Origin of the sequence: Sphingobium sp. BYY-5 (assembly GCF_022758885.1) — a bacterium.
Lineage (GTDB): Bacteria > Pseudomonadota > Alphaproteobacteria > Sphingomonadales > Sphingomonadaceae > Sphingobium.
The window spans coordinates 351226-372975 of the sequence record NZ_JALEBH010000001.1 but is presented as its reverse complement, the minus strand read 5'-3'; the positions used below and the strand labels follow the sequence as shown (position 1 = coordinate 372975).

The window sequence follows — 21750 nt, the reverse complement described above, 5'->3', positions numbered from 1 at the left end:
AATGCCAAAAAGGTTGCGTAAGGGCAACTATCCGCCGCGCAGGCCGAACACCATCGACCGGTCGCCCTCTGGGATCAGCCCTTCCAGCACACGCCAGAAACCGGTGACGGACCCCTGCCCCGCCTGAGCGTAGGCTGCCGCCATCTTCTCCCGCAAGGCGCGAAACAGGTCCGCCTCCAACGCCTTCCCCGCCGGGCTGAGCCGCAGCAATTTCTGTCGCCGATCGCTCGCCCCGGTGCGCGTCTCGATATAGCCGCGCTCAACCAGGTCGTTCAGCACACGCCCCAGCGATTGCTTGGTGATGGCCAGCAGCCGCAACAGATCCTTGACCGTCAGGTCCGGCTGGCGAGAGATGAAATAGAGCGCCCGGTGATGCGCCCGGCCCAGCCCCTGCGCCGCCAATCCCTCATCGATCGAACGGGTGAGCGCCGAATAGCCGAAATAGAGCATCTCGATCCCGCGCCGAATCTCATCTTCACGCAGGAAGAGTGGCGAAGCGGAAGCAACCTGGGTGGTGGGCGCGTTGGGAACCGACATGGAGGCTTGTGATCCGACGAAAGGGCAAGATGCATATTGGCGTCATCAAACTATCATGACTAGGCTTTCCTTTCGCCAATCACACGTTATATGGCGTCCGCGTCGACGGTCCGTCGACCCTGCTGGGGCGTCGCCAAGCGGTAAGGCAGCGGCTTTTGATGCCGCCATGCGCAGGTTCGAATCCTGCCGCCCCAGCCAGTTTTTTACAAACCACTGATATGACCGCACGCTGGCGCCATGGCTGAGCCGTGCGACCGGCAACGCGATTGGGTAGGAAACCGGCGATCGATTTCGGCGCGCCCACAGAAAGTCAAAAAATTGCTTCCCGCCGGCGCCGCTTATCTGCAAACCGTGCGGCATGAGCCTGAACGACGATAGCGGCCTGGAATCCCTGTATGGCGTCCACCGCGCCGACCTCCGGCGTTTTCTGATCGCACGAACGGGCGATACGACCGAAGCCGATGATGTGCTGCAGGAACTCTGGCTCAAGGCCCGCACCGTCCAGCCGGGGCCGATCGATAACGGCCGCGCCTATCTCTATCGCATGGCCCAAAATCTGGTGGTGGACCGCCTGCGGGAGAAGCGGCGGCGAATGGAGCGGGACCGGCGCTGGAACGATCAGGCAACCGATTTCGCGGCGGCCGGCATCGAAGCCGTAGATCACAGCCAGACCGCCGAAGACGAAATATTGGCGCGCGAGGAGGTGGCGACGCTGGCGTCGGCCATCGCCAACCTGCCCGACGGCGCACGCAGGGCATTCGAACTGCACAAGCTGGACGGACTGAGTCATGCCGAGGTCGCCCAGCGGCTGGGCATCAGCAAGAGCGGGGTCGAGAAGCATATGGCCGTCGCGATGAAATATTTGCGACGTGCGCTGCAGAACTGAGGTAATGCTGTCACGCCATCGTCATATGGACATCAAAAGGGCAGAAAGGCACACGCCATGACGGCGCGACCCGCAATGAACGAGCAGGTGCTGGACCAGGCGATTGCCTGGCAGGCAGCGCTTGAGCAGGACGACGCCGACTGGGACGGCTATCTGGCATGGCTGGAAACCGATCCGCGCCACCGTGACGCTTATGATTCCATTGCGCTGCTGGATGCTGCGATCCTGGACAACCGGGACCGGATCAAGCTTCTGCTGGCACCTGCACCGGTAGTGGAGACGACAGCCGATCCGATATCGCGCCGCTGGCGTCCCCGCATGTTCTGGACAGGAGCGATCGCCGCGAGCCTCGCGATGCTGGTGGCCGCACCTGTCCTGCGTTCCGGTTTCGGCCCCGATTCCACCACCTACGACAATGATGGGACAACCACCCGCAATCTGGCGCTGGCCAATGGGACCAACGTCATTCTGGCACCGGCGAGCCGGATCATCGTGACGGGCAAGGATGCGACCGCGATCGAACTGGCCCGCGGCGAAGCCTATTTCGACGTACGCCATGATCCCGGCCGGACGCTGACAGTATCGGCGGGCAATTACCGCATCAGCGACATCGGCACGCAATTTTCCGTCAACCTGGCTGGCGGGAATTTTCGAGTCGGCGTCGCCGAAGGAACGGTTTCGGTGAAAGCGCCCAATAGGGACGAGCCGGTCCGGCTGGATTCGGGGCATCAGCTTGTGGGCAGTGATCGCGGCTTCACGCTTGGGCCGGTCGAGACGACACAGGTCGGTAGTTGGCGGTCCGGCCGCCTGTCCTATACCGATGCGCCATTGACCCTCGTTGCCGCAGACATAACCCGCTATTCTGGTAAGGCGATCGTGGTCGATCCGTCCGTGGAGAAGAAACATTTTTCGGGCAGTTTGGTCATCGGAGACGGATCGAGGCTGGTTGGCGATCTGGTGGGCGTCATGGGAGTCGACGCGCAACCGGCGGGGGAAACTGTGCGCATTAGCGCTGCTCGCTGAACCTGTATTGCTGGCCTCGCCGGCCGCCGCGCGTGAACCGGCCTGGCAGGTGGATATCCCGGCCGGGCCGCTCAGCAGCGCGATCGACAGATTTTCCGCCATTACCGGGATTTCGGTGGGCTTTCAGGGCGACATGCCCCGCATTGCGACCCCGCGCGTAACCGGCAGGATGACCTCCGACAAGATTCTGCAGAAGCTGTTGGACGGTACGGGCCTTTACGCCGTGCGGGTCGGCCCGGCCCTCTATCGGATCGAATATGCGCCGCGCGCCCGGAGGGCGCCTCTTCCTTCGCCGCCGCCACCCCCTCCATCCCCGCCGCCCATACTTGTCGCGCCACCACCGATCGATATCATCGTCACCGCCCAGAAACGGCTGCAATCGCTGAGCGATGTACCGTTATCCGTGGCTGTCCTTTCCTTCCAGCCGCTCCCCCGCTCGCGCACGCCCTCCACCCGCGACATCAGCCTGGACCTGGAAGGGCTGGCGACGACCAACATGGGACCGGGGCGCAACCGCCAGTTCATTCGGGGGATCGCGGACAGCCCTTTCAACGGCCTGAGCCAATCCACCGTCGCAATCCAGGTGGACGACGCGCGCGTGACGTTCAACGCCCCCGATCCGGATTTGCGGCTGATCGACGTGGAGCGGGTCGAAATATTGAAGGGACCGCAAGGCCCCCTATACGGGTCCGGAGCGCTGGGCGGCATTTATCATATCGTCACCCGCAAGCCCGATCTCGACAGCACCTTCGGTTCAGTGCGGCTGTCGGGCGAAGCCCTGCAGGACGGCCAGCCTGGCACCGGCGCCGAAGCCATCCTCAATCTGCCGCTGATCGACGGTACATTAGCCGTGCGTGGTGCGATCTATCGGTTCATGAACGGCGGCTGGATCAACAATGAAGGTGGCCAGCGCGACAGCAACTCGACCGAAACGGCGGGGATGCGCATGGGCGTCCGCTGGCGTCCCGCTGACCATTGGACGGTGGATGCTGGCTTCATATTTCAGAACATCCATTCGCGCGACAGCCAATATATGCTGGCATCCGGACATAAGCTGATCCGGCCGCACGCCATAGCGGAGCCGAACGAAAACGATTTCGAGCTATGGCATGGCACGATCAAGGGAGAGATTGGCGCGCTGGAGCTGACATCGGCCACCAGCTATGTCGATCATGACTTCGACACTATTCTGGACGCCAGCATGATGGCTGCGGCCTTCGGCCTTACCGGTCCCGTCCGCTTCGATGAACGGCGGCGCTATTCGGTTCTGAATCAGGAAGTGCGGCTCACCCCGACCGGATCGAACCACTGGCTGGTCGGCCTATCCTATCTTCAGGCGACGACGCGCGGCGGCGGGCAGGTCACGGACGACAGCAATGTCGCGCAGACCGTCGAAACCTATGATCGGCGCGTGATCGAATATGCGGCCTTTGGCGAAGGCAGGGTGCAAATTGCCGATCGGCTCAACGCGACCCTGGGCGCGCGCCTGTTCCACAGCGTCACACAGGACGGCACGGGCACCCATCCGATCATCAGCCCGGTGCGCATCAGCAAGACCATCCTGTCACCCAGCGCTTCGCTATCGCTCGACCTGGGCGAGCAGGGGCTGCTCTTTCTGCGTTATGCGCGGTCGATGCGGCCGGGCGGTCTGGCACCGGCGAATATGGCCGCGTCGCGTCAATTCGATGCCGATGGGCTGAGCAGCCTCGATCTTGGACTGCGGCGATCATCGCAGGACGGGCGGTTCTCCCTGACGGCCAGCCTCTATTATACGCGATGGAACGCAATTCAGTCGGATTATCTGTTGTCCAACGGATTGATATCGACCCACAATGCCGGGCGCGGTGAGATCGTCGGCAGCGAGATTTCGACCCAATGGATCATCGGCAAGGGTTTCACCCTGTCGGCCGGGGGCAGCGCCCAGTCCGCCCGGTTGACCCACACGGCGACCGGCGTGGAACTGGATGATCGCCGCCTCCCCGTCGCGCCCGCGCTGGCAGGTCGCATCGCGCTTACCAAGCATTTCCGATTGTCCGACGACTGGCAGGGGCAAGCCGCCATCCAGGCCAATTATATCGGCAAGGCGCGCCTGTCGCTTGATGACGATCTGGATCGGGAGATGGGCAACTATACGGTGGCTTCGGCCAATGCCGAATTGTCGCGCGACGCCTGGACGCTGGGCGTGCGGCTGGACAATCTGCTCAACGTGCGCGGCGACAGCTTCGCTTTCGGCAATCCCTTTTCCATCCGCGCAGCACCGCAATATACGCCGCTGCGCCCGCGCACGCTGACGCTGTCGGTGGCGCGATCCTGGTGATGCCCCGACGCGGGAAGAAATTTCTGTGGCCATGGCGACTGCGGTTCTGCCGATCGGTGCCGTCTCGGCGAAAACGGGAAAGGGCATCATGCGCAACCGCCGCTGGCTTCCGAAGAGAATTTCGACGACCATAGCCTTCCATCCGGCAAGAGCGATGGCATCGACTCCGCCGATCCGCCTCGCCGGCCCGCGCTCTCGCCTGTGACCATGCGCCGCCTGTTGCTGTCGATCCACGATGTCGGTCCGCGTTTCGAAACGGAGGTGGACCGGCTGATGGAGCATGTGTCGCGCCACGTGGCCCTGGAGCATCTGGCCATGCTGGTCGTGCCGAACCATTGGGGCGATCATCCGCTGGTTGCGGGATCGCCCTTCGCCACGCGGTTGCGGGGCTGGTCCGACCAGGGGGTCAGCCTGTTCGCCCATGGCTGGTATCATCGCGACGACAGCCGCCATGCCGGCGCGGCGTCGCGGTTCAAGGCCCGCCACATGACCGCCGGCGAAGGCGAATTTCTGGGCCTGGATCATATAACCGCCCGGCAGCGCATGGCCGACGCCCGCACCTTGATCGAGGGCATTAGCGGCCGGCCCGTCGCGGGCTTCATCGCCCCGGCCTGGCTCTATGGCGCGCCGGCGATGGCGGCGCTGGAGCAGGCCGGCTTCATGCTGGCAGAGGACCATATGAAGGTCTGGTCGCCCCCGACCGGCGCGATTCTGGCGCGAGGTCCGGTCATCACCTGGGCCAGCCGCAGCCGCGCACGCATCGCCTCCTCCCTTGCCGTCGCGCGGCTGTTACCGCCCTTGCTGCGCCGCGCGCCGGTTGTTCGGGTGGCGGTGCATCCCGGCGATGCGCATGTCCCGTCGCTGATGCGCAGCATCGATGATGCGCTGCGCCGCATCCGGCGCAGCCATACGCCCGCGCGCTATGAAGACCTGCTCATCGGACGGGAAATATATGCGCATCCTGACCTTCCTGCATAGTTTCGAGCCAGGCGGCGTCGAGCGTGTTGCGCTGCGCCTCGTCCGTGCCTGGCGCACCGAAGGCGTCGACGCTCCGCTGCTGATGGGACGGCCGGACGGCGCGACGCGAACGGAACTGGCGGCAGACCTGGCCTATGACTTGCCGCGCCGCCCTCCCTTCCCGATCGGCTGGATCGAGACATTGTGGATGATCGCCATCCTGCCGCGCGCCATTGCCCGGCTTCGGCCCGACGCGCTCTTTTGCGCAGGCAACAGCTACACGATCGTCGCCCTGGCGATGAAGCTGCTGCTGGGCCGTCGCTGTCCGCCGATCGTGGCAAAGATCAGCAACGACCTTGCCCGCCGCGACATGTTTCCGCCGGTTCGCTGGCTTTATCGACAATGGTTGCGCCTGCACGGATATTTCATCGACCATTTCGTCGGCATGGAAGGTCCGATGGCGGCGGAGATCGGTATGGCCATTCCCGCAGCCGTCGGGCGCATAACGATCATCCCCGACCCGGCGTTGGACGAACGGCAGATAGCGCGCCTGCACCACGCCCCCCGGATGGACCGGGGGCCATGTGCAAGGGACCTGCGCTTCGTCGCGATCGGTCGCCTCGCCAGCCAGAAGAATATCCCGCTCATGCTGCGCGCCTTTGCGCAGGGCGCCAGCGCAGGGGACAGCCTGACCATCCATGGCGATGGCCCGGAACGATCCATGCTGACGGCCCTATCGAGCGACCTCCACCTCGATGGCCGCGTGACATTCGCCGGTCATGTCCCCGATCCGGCGAGCCGCCTCGCGGATTTCGACATCTTCCTGCTGTCATCGGATTATGAGGGCGTTCCGGCCGTCATATTGGAAGCGCTGGCGGCCGGGTTGCCGATCATCGCCACCCGATGCAGCGCCAGCATGGCCACGCTGACGGGCGACGGAGCGCTGGCGCATCTGGTCGAACCGCGCGATCTGGAAGGGTTAAGCGCCGCCATTCGCGATGCCGACCACCTGCGACAGGATCGTGCAGCGAGCCGGGCGCAGGCCCGGCGGTTCACCATCGAGCGGGCTTCGCACGCCTATCTCGCCTGCTTCCAGGCAATCCGGCGCACCCACCGGCCACAGAATATTTTCCTGCCCCTCGACTGAGGTGGCCGGTCCGACGTGCCGTCAGAGCGCACGGAGCAACAATGATGAGACATGTATGACGGGCCAGACATCCGCCGGTTCAGTCCTTCGATCCCCCCTCACCTATCCAGAGGTTGCCGCCCCCCTCACCACCGTCATAGACCCGCAACCGCTGATCCGCTCCGGTCGCAACTGGACGCTGTGGGCGGGACCTCTGGTGTCCATCCTGATCCTTGCGGTTGCGGTTCACCAGTTTCGCGGCCTCGACAGGGCAAATCTGTGGGCGCTCATGCCCACCGCCCCGCTCTTCTGGCTGGCCTTCGCGGCTTATTATACCGCAGGCCCGGTATCGGAATGGGTGATCTTCCGTCGCCTATGGGCCATTCCCGTCAGCGGTTTCGGCGCATTGCTCCGCAAACTGGTCAGCAATGAGATATTGCTGGGCTATCTGGGCGAAGTCTATTTCTATGCCTGGGCGCGGCGCAGCGCCGCGATCAAGGCGGCCCCCTTCGGCGCGCTGAAGGATGTAACGATCCTGTCCGCCCTGGTCGGCAACCTCGTCACGCTGGCGATGCTGGTGGTCGCCATCCCGTTGTTCAACGCTCTGCCCATCGGTGCCACCCATTGGGAAATCACCGGGTCCATCCTGTTCGTGCTGGCGACATCCCTGGTGGCGATGCTGCTGCGCCATCGGCTCTTCGCTCTGCCCAGGGCGGAACTCTGGTTCATTTCAGCCATCCACCTGCTGCGCATCGTCGCGACCACCGTGCTGGCGGCGGCGATGTGGCATCTGCTGCTGCCGTCGGTTGACCTCAGCACATGGATATTGCTGGGCACGTTACGGCAGTTGATTTCGCGCCTGCCGCTGCTGCCCAACAAGGATGTCGTCTTTGCGGGCATGGCCGCCTTCCTGATCGGCCGGGACAGTGAAATCGTGTCGGCCATGGCGCTGATGGCCACGCTTATCCTGACCGCGCATCTGGTGGTCGGCATCGTGCTGGGCGCCAGCGGCCTGTGGCGCGGGAAGCGGGCGTGATGATCGCCCTCATGCTCTGGGCGGCTACCTCATCGCTGCCATCGTCACCCGATCTGGGGAAGGCGGAGGGCCAGTGCCGCCCCGACGAACATGGTCCTTCCTTCCTGGTCACGGCCAACGGCCTCAAGGATCGCCAGGGGCGGTTGAAGCTGGAACTTTATCCCGCCAACGACACCGATTTCCTGGCTGACGACAATGTGCTGGTCGCAGCGGGCAAGACGTTCCGACGGGTCGAAATCGCCGTTCCCGCTTCCGGCCCCGTCCAGCTTTGCATCCGCGCGCCGGGACCGGGCGTCTATGCGCTCAGCCTGCTGCACGATCGCGATGGCAACCGCAAATTCTCCGTGTCGATCGACGGCATCGGCTTCGCGGGCAATCCGAAGCTGGGCTTGAGCAAGCCGTCAGCCAGCGCCGCCAGCGCCCGCGCCCTGACGGGGCCGACACCGATTTCCATCACCCTGAACTACCGCCGCGGTCTGTTTTCCTTCGGCCCCCTGGAGCGATAAAGCCATGCGAATAGTGGATGTCTGCGCCTTTTACGCCCCGCAGGGCGGCGGCGTTAAGACCTATGTCGAACGCAAGCTGAAAGCCGGAGCCAAAGCGGGCCATGAGATCATCATCCTGGCGCCGGGCGAACGCAGCACAGTCGTGCAGACGGACGGTGACGGGCGAATCGTCCTGCTGCCCGGCCGGCGTTTTCCACTGGATCGTCGCTATCATTATTTCGATGACGAAGCCTCACTGCATGCCATGCTGGACGAGTTGCAGCCCGATCTGGTCGAGGCTTCATCTCCCTGGTCGAGTGCGGCCATGGTCGGCCGCTGGCGAGGCAATGCGCCCCGCGCGCTCATCATGCACGCCGACCCGTTATCGGCCTACGCCTATCGCTGGTTCGGACCTGTAGCATCTCGGTCGGTGATCGACCGCGGTTTCGACTGGTATTGGCGACACCTGAGGCGGCTCGATTCCGCTTTCGACCTGATCGTCAGCGCGAATGAAAGCCTGTCCAGCCGCTTGCGCGAGGGGGGCGTAACCGGGATACAAACCATCCCCATGGGTGTGGAGCCGGGCATCTTCTCCCCCAGCCACCGCGATGAAGCCTTGCGAACCCACCTACTGCGCTGTTGCGGCCTTGGTCCCGACAGCTTGCTGCTGATTGGCGCGGGTCGTCATGCACCGGAAAAGCGGTGGCCGCAGGTCATCCGGGCTGTCGCCATAGCGGGCTGTCGTCAATCGGTCGGGCTGGTCCTGGTCGGCGATGGCCGGGACAGCGCGCGCGTGCGACGGGCGGCGGCGCATAATCCGCACATTCATCTCCTGGCCCCGACAGGCGACCGCGCCGCCCTCGCCACCATGCTCGCCAGCGCCGATGCGCTGGTCCATGGATGCGAGGCTGAAACTTTCTGCATGATCGCAGCCGAAGCGCGGGCGAGCGGCCTGCCGGTCATCGTCCCGGACGAAGGCGGCGCGGCCGATCAGGCCGGGCCGGGTCTGGGACTATGCTATCGCGCCGGGCAACCTGCGGACCTGGCCGATGCCATCGACTATATGGCGGCAACGAACCCGGCCGCCTGGCGCCAGCGCGCGATCCACGCAGCGGCCCAGGTCGGAACGATGGATACGCATTTCGATCGTCTTTTCGCGATCTATGCCACCCTGGGCATGAGATATCGCAATGTGGCCTGACACCATCGCGCCGGTCGATATAGAACAAGTGCCACCGGCCCCCCCGACCGATCCGCGCAAGCCGCCTCAAATGCGCATCGCCAAAGCGGAAGATTGCCGAGACAGCGATATTAAGGCTGGCTTTACCCGCCAGTTCAGTTGTGGCTGCTGGCCCCTGATGGTGCGTATCATCTGGTGGGCCTTGAGCGACAGGCGATCATAGTTCGCCGGTATCCGGCATCATCCGGCGATTTCCCATCGGTCAGATGTTCCATCTGGCCGGGAATCGCTCTAGAGGGTCGGTTCATGCCCGACATCTTCATTCCCGACACCCCCTTCCAGTCTTCCGGGTCCGAGTTGACCGGCAAGGCGTTGTTTCCGCATCGGCATCTACTTTCGATCGCCGACCTCAAACCCTGGGAAATCCGGTTCCTGCTGGACGAGGCCGAACATTGGGCCACGACCAACAAGGGCCAGGCGCGCAAACATGACGGCCGATTGGCGGGCATGACGCAGATCAACGCCTTTTTCGAGAACAGCACGCGCACGCTGTTGTCCTTCGAGATTGCCGGCAAGCGATTGGGCGCAGATGTCGTCAACATGCACGCGGGCCAGTCCAGCGTGAAGAAGGGCGAGACGCTGATCGACACCGCCATGACGCTGAACGCCATGGCCGCCGATGTGATCGTCATCCGCCATGCCAGTTCGGGCGCGGTGGCGCTGATCGCGGACAAGGTGGATTGCCCGGTACTGAACGCCGGCGACGGCTGGCACCAGCATCCCACCCAGGCTCTGCTCGACGCGCTGACCATCCGCCGCCGCAAGGGCGGGTTCGAGGGGCTGGTCGTTGCCATCTGCGGCGATGTGCTGCACAGCCGCGTGGCCCGCTCGAACATGCTCTGCCTTGCCGCGCTGGGTGCGCAGGTGCGCGCGGTCGCGCCGCCGACGCTGCTGCCACCCGAAGTCGAGATGCTGGGCGCCACCCCCTATAGCCGCATGGATGAAGGGCTGGATGGCGCGGACGTGGTGATGATGCTGCGTCTCCAGAATGAACGGATGGATGGCGCCTTCATCCCGTCGGCGCGCGAATATCATGCGCTTTACGGCCTGACGCCGGAGCGGCTCGCCATCGCCAAGCCCGATGCGTTGGTGATGCATCCCGGCCCGATGAACCGGGGTGTGGAGATCAGCAGCATAGTGGCCGACCATCCCGAACGCTCAGCGATCACCGAGCAGGTGGCGATGGGCGTGGCGGTACGGATGGCGTGCCTGGATGTGCTGACGCGCGGCGCGCGCGGCGTGGAGGGATGGTCTTGACCATCCCGACCGACGAAGACTCGGAGATGGGCGGGATGGCGCATTCCAACCCTTCGTCATCCCCGCGAAGGCGGGGATCCATCTCCTGCGCGCTCTCCAGAAGCAAGGTTGGGAGATGGATCTCCGCCTTCGCGGGGATGACGGCATTTGTTTTCTGGGGGATTACCGCATGACTATCCTCGCCATCGTCAACGGCAAGCTGGCCGATCCGGCAGCAGCAACCCTTAACCCCGGCACCATCCTGATCGAAGGCGACCGAATCATCGCCACGGGCCAGATCGACGTGCCCGGCAACGCCGATCGCGTCGATGCGCAGGGACTGGTGGTCGCGCCGGGCCTCATCGACCTGGGCGTCTTTGCCACCGACAAACCGGCCTTCCATTTCGGCGGTATCACCCGCGCCGCCCTGATGCCCGACCAGCGCGCGCCGTTGGATGAGGTCGGCCTGATCCGTGAGGCGGCGCGGGCAGGCAAGCCCGATTTCTGGGTCCATCCGATCGCAGCGGCGACGCGCGACCTGAAAGGCACGGAGATGGCCGAGATAGGCCTGATGCAGGCGGCCGGCGCCAAGGCCGTGGGCACGGGCCGCCAGTGGATCGCCGATTCCGGCGTGATGCTGCGGGTGCTATCCTATGCCAGCGGCCTTGGCCTTACCCTCATCGCCCATACCGAAGATGGCGGCCTGACCGCAAAAGCCGTGGCGACCAGCGGAGAAACGGCGACGCGGCTGGGCCTGCCCCATGCCCCGGCCTGCGCCGAAGCGATGGCGATCGCGCGCGACATCACGCTGATGCGCGAAACCGGCGCATCGATCCATTTCCGGCTGGTGACGACCCAGGCGGGCTTCTCGCTTGTCCGCGCCGCCAAGGCGGAGGGGCTGAAGGTCACGTGCGGCATCAGCCCGGCCTATCTGTTCCTCAACGATCAGGCGGCAACCGATTTCCGCACCTTCGCTCGCCTATCCCCGCCGCTCAGGTCGGAAAGCGACCGGCAGGCCAGCCTTGCCGCCGTCGCGGACGGCACGGTCGATGTCATCACCTCCAGCCACGACCCGCGCGGACCGGAGGACAAGCGCCTCCCCTTCGCCGACGCCGCGCCCGGCATGGCGGGGGCGGAAACCCTGCTCGCCCTGTCGCTCAACCTGGTGCGCGAAGGGCATGTGACGATCAACCGGCTGATGACGCTCCTATCCGCCAATCCGGCCCGAATCCTGGGCGTGAATGCAGGCAGCTTTTCCCCCGGCAGCGCGGCTGACCTGATCTTCGTTGATCCCGACACGCCCTGGATCGTGGATTCGGACAAGATGGCGGCGGCGGCGGGCAACACGCCGTTCGACAAGGTGCCGGTACAGGGCCGCGCACGGCGGATCATGAAGGGCGGGGTGTTTCTGTAAAGAGTCCGTTTGAAAATGCGCGGAAGAGCGCATTTTGGATGCGGCACCGCTCAAGTCCCTAAGCCGGTGCAAAAAGCCGCATAATGGCGCTTGCCCTCCCTGCCCGGCCACGCTAAAGCGCCCTCCTTCGCTGGCTCCGGCCAGTGCAGGAGTGTAGCTCAGTTGGTAGAGCGTCGGTCTCCAAAACCGAATGCCGTGGGTTCGAGTCCCTCCACTCCTGCCAAGCGAACTGGCCGCGAACCCTTGATAAATCAGGGGTTCGCGGCTAAGTGCGCAGGCGAAGCATGGTCGCGGAGCCAGCGGCCGCACCCCCGGACGCCAGATAGGGCGGGATCGGGAGGGCGGACTGTTGCTTCGCGAATTGGTGTTGGTTTTGACGATTTAGAAGGCAGATGATGGCGAAGGTTTCCCCCGGTGAATTCGTCAATCAGGTGCAGACCGAAGCGAAGAAGATCGTATGGCCGACCGGCCGCGAGACTCTGATGACCGGCGTGATGGTCGTCATCATGACGACGCTGCTGGGCCTCTTCTTCTTCGGCATCGACACCTTCTTCGGCGCAATCGTCCAGTGGCTACTGGGCGTTGCCGCTGGTCGTTGAGCAAGGCGCTCCACTTAGGGCGGCGAGACGTTGAGCGAAACGCTCTGAACAGGAGTTTGAGACGGTAACATGGCGCGCTGGTACATCATCCACGCCTATTCGGGCTTCGAGAACAAGGTCAAGGAATCGATCCTGACCGAAGCCGAGCGCATGGGCCTCTCCCAGCTCGTCGAGCAGGTGGAAGTTCCCACCGAAACCGTGACCGAAGTGAAACGCGGCAAGAAGGTGCAGGTCGAACGCAAGTTCATGCCCGGCTATGTCCTCGCCAAGCTGGCGATGAACGACGACATTTATCACCTGGTCAAGAACACACCCAAGGTGACAGGCTTCCTGGGTTCGAGCGGCAAGCCTCAGGCGATCAGCGAGGCGGACGCCGCCCGCTATTTCGGCGCCCAGAAGGAAGCCGAAGCGGCGCCCAAGCACAAGGTCAATGTCGATTACGAGATCGGCGACAGCGTCAAGGTGCTGGACGGTCCCTTCGCCAGCTTCAACGGCGTGGTCGAGGAACTGGATTTCGAAAAGAACCGGGTCAAGGTGTCGGTGTCGATCTTCGGCCGCGCCACGCCGGTCGAACTGGACTTCGAGCAGGTCGAACTGTCGAAGTGATATATTTCCCCGTGCTCCTGCGAAAGCAGGAGCTCAGGGTTTCCAGGCGCAGCGCAAGCGGCCCTGGGTTCTCCTGCATTCGCAGGAGCACAATATTCCCTCTTAGGGAATGTGTGCGGGAGGAGGCTTTGGCTTCCGGTTGAACCGCTAAACTTGAACCGGGCGATTTTCGGATCGTCCAGCAACAGAGTGAGTGACAATGGCCAAGAAGATTACGGGCTATATCAAGCTCCAGGTGCCCGCTGGAGCCGCCAACCCCTCGCCGCCGATCGGCCCTGCTTTGGGTCAGCGCGGTGTGAACATCATGGAATTCTGCAAGGCGTTCAACGCCTCGACGGACAAGATGGAAAAGGGCACCCCGCTGCCGACCATCATCACCGTCTATGCGGACCGTTCGTTCAGCTTCGTCACGAAGCAGCCGCCGGCAACCTATCTGATCAAGAAGGCCGTCAACCTGAAGTCGGGTTCCAAGGAACCGGGCAAGGTCGTCGCCGGCAAGATCAAGCGCTCGCAGCTTGCTGAAATCGCCCAGGCCAAGATGGTTGACCTGAACGCGAACGACATCGACGCAGCGACGAAGATCATCGAAGGCTCCGCTCGCGCGATGGGCCTCGAAGTGGTGGAGGGCTAAGACCATGGCAAAGCTGACCAAGAAGGCGAAGAGCCTGGCCACTGCGGTTGACCGCGAGAAGCTGCACGGCGTCAACGAAGCGCTGGGCCTGATCAAGACCCACGCAACCGCCAAGTTCGACGAAAGCGTCGAAATCGCGATCAACCTGGGCGTCGACCCGCGTCACGCCGACCAGATGGTCCGTGGCGTCGTCACCCTGCCCGCCGGCACCGGCAAGGACGTCCGCGTCGCCGTGTTCGCCCGTGGCGACAAGGCTGAAGCGGCAACCGCCGCCGGCGCCGACATCGTGGGCGCCGAGGATCTGCTGGACAGCATCCAGGCCGGCAACATCGATTTCCAGCGCGTGATCGCCACCCCCGACATGATGGGTCTGGTCGGTCGCCTGGGTAAGGTTCTGGGTCCCAAGGGCCTGATGCCGAACCCGAAGCTGGGCACCGTGACGCCGAACGTCGCCGAAGCCGTGAAGGCCGCCAAGGGTGGCCAGATCGAATTCCGCGTCGAAAAGGCCGGTATCATCCACGCTGGCCTGGGCAAGGCGAGCTTCTCCGCTGAAGATCTGCGCAAGAATTTCGACGCTTTCGTCGACGCGATCGTCAAGGCGAAGCCGTCGGGTTCTAAGGGCAAATATGTCCGCAAGATCGCCCTGTCGTCCTCGATGGGTCCGGGCGTGAAGGTCGATGTGGCGGAAGTCGCTTCGGTCTGATTTTTGCGCTATAGATAATAGGCAAGCCTCCTTCCTCGGAAATGGGGAAGGAGGCTTTCTTATTTTATCAGATCATCCTCCCCGCAAGGGGAGGTGGCTGGCCGCTGGCCAGACGGAGGGTGTCACCCTCTCGATAGGGGGACACCCCTCCACCACCGCCTTTGGCGGCGGTCCCCCTCCCCTTGCAGGGGAGGATTTTGGAATCAGGGGCGTGACCTTCCCCTGAGTTCCCGCATCGGGAACATGAACGGTCGTTCGTATCCGTCGGGAATGGCGGGTCGCTTAACCGACGAGAAAACGAGAATATGTCTTTTGAAACACTCCACCCCCTGCTCGCGCAGGCGCTGACCGCCAAGGGCTATGAGGCGCTGACACCGGTGCAGGCCGAAGTCACCGAACCGGAAGCGCATGGCCGCGACCTGATCGTGTCGGCACAGACCGGATCGGGCAAGACTGTCGCCTTTGGCCTCGCCATGGCCGGCGAACTGCTGGGCGACGCCGATCGCCTGCCACCGCCCGCCTGGCCGCTGGCGCTGGTGATCGCGCCAACGCGCGAACTGGCGTTGCAGGTCAGCCGCGAACTGGAATGGCTCTATGCCGGCGCTCGCGCCCGCATCGCCACCTGCGTCGGTGGCATGGACGCCGCCAAGGAACGCCGGGCGCTGGCTCAGGGCGCGCATATCGTGGTCGGCACGCCGGGCCGCCTGCGCGACCATCTGGAACGCGGAGCGCTCGACCTGTCGTCGCTGCGCACTGCGGTTCTGGACGAGGCGGACGAGATGCTCGACATGGGCTTCCGCGAGGATCTGGAAGGGATTCTCGACGCTACGGCTGAGGGACGCCGCACCCTGCTTTTTTCGGCCACCATGCCCAAGCCGATCGTGGCGCTGGCCCGCCGCTACCAGAAGGACGCGCTGCAAATCGCGACCATCTCGGCCGAACGCGGCCATGGCGACATCAGCTATCAGGCGATGACCGTTGCCCCGTCCGACATCGAAAATGCCGTCGTCAACCTGTTGCGCTTTCATGAGGCGGAGACGGCGATCCTGTTCTGCGCCACGCGCGACAATGTGCGTCATCTGCACGCCAGCCTGACCGAGCGAGGCTTTGCCGCCGTGGCGCTGTCGGGCGAACATAGCCAGAATGAACGTAACCATGCGTTGCAGGCGCTGCGCGACAAGCGGGCGCGGGTCTGTGTGGCGACCGACGTGGCCGCGCGCGGCATCGACCTGCCCACGCTGACCCTGGTGGTTCATGTCGAACTGCCGCGCGACGCGGAAACCATGCAGCATCGTTCGGGACGTACCGGACGCGCGGGCAAGAAGGGGACGGCCGTGCTGATCGTGCCCTACCCCCGCCGTCGTCGTGTCGAATCCATGCTGCGCGGGGCCAAGATCCCCGTCGAATGGACCACCGCGCCGAGCAAGGAAGCGATCGCGCAGCAGGATGCCGAACGGCTGCGTTCACGCCTGCTGGAGCCGATGGAGTTGGAGGAATCCGACTGGGCGCTGGGCGGCGAATTGCTGGCCGCCAAGAGCGCCAAGGAAATCGCCGCCATGCTGGTGCGCAGCGCCCGCGCCGCGATGCCTGCACCCGAAGAACTGCTGGACGCCAGCGAAGCGCCGCCCCGCCGCGACGGGCCGCGTCCGGGCTTTGAGGACACACAATGGTTCCGCATGGACATCGGCCGGCGCCAGAATGCCGATCCGCGCTGGTTGCTGCCGCTGATCTGCCGTCGTGGGCATGTATCACGGCAGGACATTGGCGCGATCCGCATCACCACCAACGAAACGATGTTCGAAATCCCCAAGGCGATCGCCAGCCGCTTCATTGCATCGGTCAAGCGCACCGGCGAAGCGAATGACGAAGGCGCGGACGTGGCGTTCGAACCGATCGACGGTGCCCCGCGCGAGGAAGCACGGGAACATAAGCGCCAGGGCAACCGCTCCAATGATCGCGGGCCGCGCCCGGCCGGCTACGCGCCCCGCCCCTTCAAGGGCGGACCCAAGCGCGGCGGCCCCGGCGGACCACGCAAACCGCGCGGGTAATGTCACTCTGTTCGGTTCGAGCGTGTCGAGAAGCGAACGGAAATAACGTTACACCAGACTGCATTGATGAAAACTCATATGGACCTGTTCCCCGGCCTTCGCCGGGGAACAGCAACCTTTCGATCTTGATGAGTCGTTCTCAACGCAGCTTTAATTACCCAACCCCGCAGAGTGCCAGCATCCGCCCGGCCAGTTCGCGCTCTCCCATGACGACATGGGGCACGCCCAGCCCTTCCAGATGGGCGACCTCCGCATCCGAATGGGCACGGGCGATGACCTGGAGATTGGCGTTCAGGTGCCGCGCATGTTCATGGATCGCGCCGCCCTCAAACCCTTCGGGCACCGCGATCAGCAGATGGCGCGCCTCGCAAATGCCCGCAGCAAGCAGATGCTTGTCCTCCAGCGCATTGCCGCGCACAACGGGAACACCCGCGTCCTTGGCCTCCTCCACCCGTTCCGGATCGCCTTCCACGACAACGAAATGGACATGTCGCTCGGCCAGGCGCTGGGCGATGAGCTTGCCCACCCGGCCATAGCCGACCAGAATCACATGGCCGATGCGCGGACGGTCGGGATGACCGGCGGGCTGCTTCGCTTCCTCGCCCTCATCATCCTCCTTCTTATGTTCGCGCACGATCATCGAGAAGAGGATCGGGTTGAGGAAGATCGATACCAGCGCACCGGCCAGGATCAGGTCGCGCGCCTCCGGCTCCAGAACCCCCAGGCCAGCCCCTAGCGAAGCAAGGATGAAGGAAAACTCACCGATCTGGGCCAGGCTGGCCGCGATGGTGAGCGCGGTGACATTGGGATAGCCGAAAGCGCGGACAATGCCCCATGCGGCGATCGACTTGCCGATAACGATGATGAGGATGGTGGCGAGCAACGGCAGCGGGTGCTGCACCACGATCGCCGGGTTGAAGAGCATCCCCACCGACACGAAGAACAGCACGGCGAAGGCATCGCGCAGGGGCAGCGTCTCCTCCGTAGCGCGGCGGCTGAGCGGGGTTTCGCCCAGGATCATGCCGGCGAAGAAAGCCCCCAGCGCGAACGACACGTCAAAGGCCAGCGCCGCGCCGAAGGCGACACCAAGCGCGATGGCGAGCACGGCCAAGCGAAACAACTCGCGCGAACCGGTGTGGACGACCCAGTGCAACGCCCAGGGAATGACGCGGCGGCCGACAATCAGCATCACCGCGACGAAACCCACCACCTTGAGCAGGGTGCCAAGCAGCGGCGCGACGAGCGCCCCTGCCCCGCCGCTGCCGTCAGCATTGTTCATGACGCTGGCAAGCGCGGGGAGCAGCACGAGGGCCAGGACCATCACCAGATCCTCGACGATCAGCCAGCCGACCGCGACGCGCCCACGCCGGGTTTCGACGAGATCGGCGCCCTGTAACGCGCGCAGTAGGACCACGGTGCTGGCGACCGACAGGGCAAGGCCGAAGACCAGCCCACCCATCAGCGTCCAGCCCATGAGATGGGCCAGACCCATGCCAAGCAATGTCGCGACCGCGATCTGGACCAGCGCGCCGGGAACGGCGATCGCCTTCACCGACAGCAGGTCCTTAAGCGAGAAATGCAGGCCGACGCCGAACATCAGCAGGATGACGCCGATTTCCGCCAGTTCGTTGGCAAGCCCCGCATCGGCGACGAAGCCGGGGGTGAAGGGTCCAACCATGATGCCGGCGACCAGATAGCCGACCAGCGGAGAGAGTTTGAGGCGATGGGCGATGGCGCCCATGATGAAGGCGACGACAAGGCCGGCAACGATAGTGCCGATAAGGGGCGTGTGATGGGGCATAGATGCCTTTCAATCCTGTCGCCTGGCGCTGCGAATCTGTGACGCGCCCGGCGAAAAACTAACAGATGTGGCTCGACTCAACCAATTCCGTTCGTTCCGAGCGTGTCGAGAAACGGGACGCATGTCCTGTCCGCTTCTCGACTTCGCTTGGAACGAACGGTGATTGAGGGGCGAGCGCTCATTCGACGATGGTCATCATCGCCGCGGACAGCGCCACGGCGGCGACACCCATGCCCGCCATCACGGCGGGCATGAACCACCAGGGCGGACGACGGCGACGGCCGCGTCGCAAATTCTTGCGAGGCATAAGAGAGACTCCTCTTTCCGACGAAGGCCCGCGCATGGCGGGCCAATACCGATTCGTCAGAAAGAGGCGGGCGGCGCTCGGGCAGGATGGGCACGGTCGAGGCCCAGGCGAGCGACGCGATGTGGCGCGATCGAAACGAAGACGGCTGTCGAAAGACGCCAGAAGCCGACGACCAGCGCCACGGCCAGGCATAAAAGCCCCACCGGTTGCAGCCCGTCATCCGGGCGGACGGGCTGGACTGCCTGCGTCTTAACAGGGGTACGCCCCTTGAGCACCACTTCGCTGGTCGCGGGATTGAAGGCCGAACCCTTCATGCGGCTGAGCGGCGGTCCCAGCGGGGCAAGTGCGGACAGCAGCGTGACGGCGATCAGGGTCCAAAAGGCGGCAAGGATCGCGGTGCGGCCAATGCCGCCCCTTTCCTTCCGCTTTTCGGTTCCCAAATGCCGCATAGGTCCATTCATTCCCTTGGTCACGACCAAGATAGGGAATGAAAGCACCGAAAACCAGTCCGGATACTGGTGCGGATCGGTTGACAGGAGCGAGTCATTCCACTAACGGGCCACATTCCCGCGCGGGTCGACAGGCTTAGTCCTTGATGATCTGCGGAAAGCAGATTTGAACGAGAAGAGACAAGCCATGTTCGCTATCGTGCGCACAGGCGGCAAGCAATATCGCGTCGCCGCCGGAGACAAGATCGTCGTTGAAAAGCTGGCTGGCGAAGCCGGCGACAAGGTTACGCTGGACGACGTCCTGCTGGCCGGTGAAGGCGGCGACCTGAAGGACGCTACCAAGCTGACCGTCGCGGCGGAAATCATCGCGCAGGCCAAGGGCGAGAAGGTCATCGTCTTCAAGAAGCGCCGCCGTCACAATTATCGCCGCAAGAACGGCCACCGCCAGAACCACACGATCCTCAAGATCGTGTCGATCGGCGCCTGAGCCACAGCGTAAGATTTCGAGGAGTTTAGGTCATGGCACATAAAAAAGCTGGCGGTTCGTCGCGCAACGGTCGCGATTCGGAGTCGAAGCGCCTTGGCGTGAAGAAGTTCGGCGGTCAGGACGTGATCGGCGGCAACATCATCATTCGCCAGCGCGGCACCCGCGTATACCCGGGCCGCAATGTCGGCATGGGCAAGGATCACACCCTCTTCGCGCTTGGCGAAGGCAAGGTGGTGTTCCACACCGGCAAGCTCGGCCGCAAATATGTATCGGTGGACGGGCTGGCCGAAGCCGCAGAATAACGGACGACTTGATGACGGGTCGTCCTCCGCAAGGGGCGATCCTCCCGGTGTCTGGACCATCTGTCCGATACCGGAGTCCGAGGGAACAAGGGGCGCTCCTCACTTGAGAGGGGCGCCCTTTTTCCGTTGGGCGGATACTCCCCTCATAATCCCTCAAACCTCTGGAACCCAACGCCTTCCCGCACGTCGGACAGGCGGGGAAATGTCCGGAATAAAGCGTCGTCAAGTCGTCATGAAAGGCAGCTAGCGGCGCGCAGAAGAGGAGATGATAATGTTCGCCCGTACCCCCCGCCTGTTGCTGCGTCCCGGCTGGATGGAAGACGCGCAGGCCCTGGCCATGGCTATCGACGACCCCGCCGTCGTCCGCAACCTGGCGCGCGTACCCAGCCCCTATGGACTGGATGACGCCGAAGCCTTTCTGGCGCTACCGCAGCATCCGCGCCTGCCTCGTTTGCTGATTTTCACCCGTACCCACGGCGCGCCGCGCCTGATCGGCGGATGCGGCGTCCATCTGGACGAGCAGGGCGATCCCGAACTGGGCTACTGGATCGCCCGCCCCTATTGGGGCCTGGGCTTCGCGACCGAAGCTGCGCGCGCCGTGCTGGGCATGGCGCGGGCCGGTGGCCTCCCCGCCATCCGCGCAGGCCATTTCGTCGATAATCCGGCATCGGGCAACGTCCTGCGCAAGCTGGGCTTCCGTTTCACCGGACGGATCGAGAAACGCTACAGCCTGGGCCGCGACGCCATGGTCGACTCCTTGGTGTTCGAGGAAGGCGAAGACGACCGAATGAGCAGCGACCCGGCCATGGATCTCTATGGGGATTCATGGCCGGTAGCGGCGTGAAAAACTCTGATCTTCCCCTGGAAGAGCGGGGCATCTGCCCAATCTCTCTTCGTCACCCTGAACTCGTTTCAGGGTCCATTTCGCCTCCTGGTTTGTCGGACCCGGAGGCGCGATGGATGCTGAAACAAGTTCAGCATGACGGTTGGAGAGAGGCGAAAGGCCATATGCGATAGCCCGGCCTTACAGGGGAGGATTTCTAACCCGATCGAACACCCGCGTCGGCTTGCCGCCCAGTTCCGTGTCGGTCAGCGGTGTGAAGCCCAGCTTTTCCGCGACCTTGATCGAGGCCGCATTGTCCGGGTCGATGATGCAGCGGAGCGAGGGGGCGTCGACATGCCTGTCGGCCCAGTCGAGAATCACCTGCATCGCTTCGGTGGCGATCCCCCTGCCCCAGGCATCCGGACTGAGCACCCAGCCCGCCTCCGGCACGCCCTCCAGCTCAGGCAGGCCGCGTTCGGCGCTGAGAAGTCCGGCCTCGCCAAGGAAGGCACCGCTGTCGCGTTCCTCGATCACCCACATGCCATAGCCCAGCATCGGCCACATGCCCGCATAGCGCAGCAAGCGGAACCAGACGGCTTGCGCCTCTTGCGGCACACCGCCGATATGACGCACCACCTGGGCATCGCTCCACAGGATGCGGCAGGCGGCATAGTCCTCCACCCGATGCGGGCGGAGGATGAGGTGGGCGGTTTCCAATATGGGTGGCTGGGTCATGG

23 protein-coding genes and 2 tRNA genes are annotated in these 21750 nt (G+C 64.1%); 20 read left to right on the top strand and 5 right to left on the bottom strand.

What is annotated here, in order from left to right; all coding sequences use genetic code 11:
- Positions 1 to 27: 27 nt before the first annotated feature.
- Positions 28 to 537 carry a MarR family transcriptional regulator gene (locus MOK15_RS01860; protein WP_242930038.1) on the bottom strand — a complete coding sequence of 170 codons (510 nt, stop codon included), beginning with the start codon at positions 535 to 537 and terminating at the stop codon, positions 28 to 30.
- Positions 538 to 660: 123 nt separating this feature from the next.
- Here MOK15_RS01860 and MOK15_RS01855 point away from each other — a divergent pair.
- The 17 genes from MOK15_RS01855 to MOK15_RS01775 all read left to right on the top strand — a co-directional run bounded on the left by MOK15_RS01855 (position 661) and on the right by MOK15_RS01775 (position 16844).
- Positions 661 to 735 (top strand) — tRNA-Gln (locus MOK15_RS01855).
- Positions 736 to 895: 160 nt separating this feature from the next.
- Positions 896 to 1423 (top strand): RNA polymerase sigma factor, encoded by a 528-nt coding sequence (locus tag MOK15_RS01850; protein ID WP_242930037.1) that lies wholly within the window; start codon positions 896 to 898, stop codon positions 1421 to 1423.
- A 57-nt stretch (positions 1424 to 1480) separates the two neighbouring features.
- Positions 1481 to 2446: a FecR domain-containing protein gene (locus MOK15_RS01845; RefSeq protein ID WP_242930036.1), complete on the top strand. Its 966-nt coding sequence runs from the start codon at positions 1481 to 1483 to the stop codon at positions 2444 to 2446.
- Positions 2447 to 2453: 7 nt separating this feature from the next.
- The gene (locus MOK15_RS01840) at positions 2454 to 4763 is read left to right on the top strand and encodes a TonB-dependent receptor (RefSeq protein WP_242930035.1); all 2310 of its coding nucleotides are present in this window, start codon (positions 2454 to 2456) and stop codon (positions 4761 to 4763) included.
- 207 nt (positions 4764 to 4970) lie between these two features.
- A complete protein-coding gene (locus MOK15_RS01835; protein WP_242932601.1) occupies positions 4971 to 5741 on the top strand; it encodes a polysaccharide deacetylase family protein in 771 nt (256 codons plus the stop codon).
- A complete protein-coding gene (locus MOK15_RS01830; RefSeq protein WP_242930034.1) occupies positions 5716 to 6867 on the top strand; it encodes a glycosyltransferase in 1152 nt (383 codons plus the stop codon). The genes MOK15_RS01835 and MOK15_RS01830 overlap by 26 nt, the downstream gene beginning before the upstream one ends.
- Before the next feature lie 55 nt (positions 6868 to 6922).
- A complete protein-coding gene (locus MOK15_RS01825) occupies positions 6923 to 7882 on the top strand; it encodes a hypothetical protein (protein ID WP_242930033.1) in 960 nt (319 codons plus the stop codon).
- Positions 7882 to 8388 carry a DUF2141 domain-containing protein gene (locus MOK15_RS01820; RefSeq protein WP_242932600.1) on the top strand — a complete coding sequence of 169 codons (507 nt, stop codon included), beginning with the start codon at positions 7882 to 7884 and terminating at the stop codon, positions 8386 to 8388. Before MOK15_RS01825 ends, MOK15_RS01820 begins: the two co-directional genes overlap by 1 nt.
- 4 nt (positions 8389 to 8392) lie before the next feature.
- The gene (locus MOK15_RS01815; RefSeq protein WP_242930032.1) at positions 8393 to 9568 is read left to right on the top strand and encodes a glycosyltransferase; all 1176 of its coding nucleotides are present in this window, start codon (positions 8393 to 8395) and stop codon (positions 9566 to 9568) included.
- 285 nt (positions 9569 to 9853) lie between these two features.
- Positions 9854 to 10864 carry an aspartate carbamoyltransferase catalytic subunit gene (locus MOK15_RS01810; RefSeq protein WP_242930031.1) on the top strand — a complete coding sequence of 337 codons (1011 nt, stop codon included), beginning with the start codon at positions 9854 to 9856 and terminating at the stop codon, positions 10862 to 10864.
- Between the two features lie 169 nt (positions 10865 to 11033).
- A complete protein-coding gene (locus MOK15_RS01805) occupies positions 11034 to 12257 on the top strand; it encodes a dihydroorotase (RefSeq protein WP_242930030.1) in 1224 nt (407 codons plus the stop codon).
- A gap of 147 nt (positions 12258 to 12404) precedes the next feature.
- Positions 12405 to 12480, top strand: a tRNA-Trp gene (locus MOK15_RS01800).
- A gap of 172 nt (positions 12481 to 12652) precedes the next feature.
- Positions 12653 to 12856: a preprotein translocase subunit SecE gene (gene secE / locus MOK15_RS01795; RefSeq protein ID WP_242932599.1), complete on the top strand. Its 204-nt coding sequence runs from the start codon at positions 12653 to 12655 to the stop codon at positions 12854 to 12856.
- A 69-nt stretch (positions 12857 to 12925) separates the two neighbouring features.
- A complete protein-coding gene (nusG, locus tag MOK15_RS01790) occupies positions 12926 to 13462 on the top strand; it encodes a transcription termination/antitermination protein NusG (RefSeq protein ID WP_242930029.1) in 537 nt (178 codons plus the stop codon).
- Between the two features lie 199 nt (positions 13463 to 13661).
- Entirely contained in the window at positions 13662 to 14093 is a 432-nt protein-coding gene (rplK, locus tag MOK15_RS01785) for a 50S ribosomal protein L11 (RefSeq protein WP_242930028.1), read from the top strand.
- Positions 14094 to 14097: 4 nt separating this feature from the next.
- A complete protein-coding gene (gene rplA, locus MOK15_RS01780; protein ID WP_242930027.1) occupies positions 14098 to 14796 on the top strand; it encodes a 50S ribosomal protein L1 in 699 nt (232 codons plus the stop codon).
- A 305-nt stretch (positions 14797 to 15101) separates the two neighbouring features.
- Positions 15102 to 16844 (top strand): DEAD/DEAH box helicase, encoded by a 1743-nt coding sequence (locus MOK15_RS01775; RefSeq protein ID WP_242930026.1) that lies wholly within the window; start codon positions 15102 to 15104, stop codon positions 16842 to 16844.
- A 154-nt stretch (positions 16845 to 16998) separates the two neighbouring features.
- Here MOK15_RS01775 and ybaL read toward each other — a convergent pair whose 3' ends face one another.
- The 3 genes from ybaL to MOK15_RS01765 form a co-directional block, all read right to left on the bottom strand.
- Positions 16999 to 18645: a YbaL family putative K(+) efflux transporter gene (gene ybaL, locus MOK15_RS01770; protein ID WP_242930025.1), complete on the bottom strand. Its 1647-nt coding sequence runs from the start codon at positions 18643 to 18645 to the stop codon at positions 16999 to 17001.
- A gap of 178 nt (positions 18646 to 18823) precedes the next feature.
- A complete protein-coding gene (locus MOK15_RS21810; protein WP_278254101.1) occupies positions 18824 to 18952 on the bottom strand; it encodes a hypothetical protein in 129 nt (42 codons plus the stop codon).
- 56 nt (positions 18953 to 19008) lie between these two features.
- Positions 19009 to 19401: a hypothetical protein gene (locus tag MOK15_RS01765; protein WP_242930024.1), complete on the bottom strand. Its 393-nt coding sequence runs from the start codon at positions 19399 to 19401 to the stop codon at positions 19009 to 19011.
- Positions 19402 to 19588: 187 nt separating this feature from the next.
- On the opposite strand from MOK15_RS01765, the gene rplU reads away from it, so the two are divergent.
- From rplU to MOK15_RS01750, 3 genes are all read left to right on the top strand, one after another.
- Positions 19589 to 19888, top strand: a complete 300-nt coding sequence (gene rplU / locus MOK15_RS01760; protein ID WP_242930023.1) for a 50S ribosomal protein L21 — start codon at positions 19589 to 19591, stop codon at positions 19886 to 19888.
- 32 nt (positions 19889 to 19920) lie between these two features.
- Entirely contained in the window at positions 19921 to 20190 is a 270-nt protein-coding gene (rpmA, locus tag MOK15_RS01755; protein WP_242930022.1) for a 50S ribosomal protein L27, read from the top strand.
- A 271-nt stretch (positions 20191 to 20461) separates the two neighbouring features.
- Positions 20462 to 21034 (top strand): GNAT family N-acetyltransferase, encoded by a 573-nt coding sequence (locus MOK15_RS01750; RefSeq protein ID WP_242930021.1) that lies wholly within the window; start codon positions 20462 to 20464, stop codon positions 21032 to 21034.
- Positions 21035 to 21214: 180 nt separating this feature from the next.
- Here MOK15_RS01750 and MOK15_RS01745 read toward each other — a convergent pair whose 3' ends face one another.
- A complete protein-coding gene (locus MOK15_RS01745; RefSeq protein ID WP_242930020.1) occupies positions 21215 to 21748 on the bottom strand; it encodes a GNAT family N-acetyltransferase in 534 nt (177 codons plus the stop codon).
- Positions 21749 to 21750: the final 2 nt, after the last annotated feature.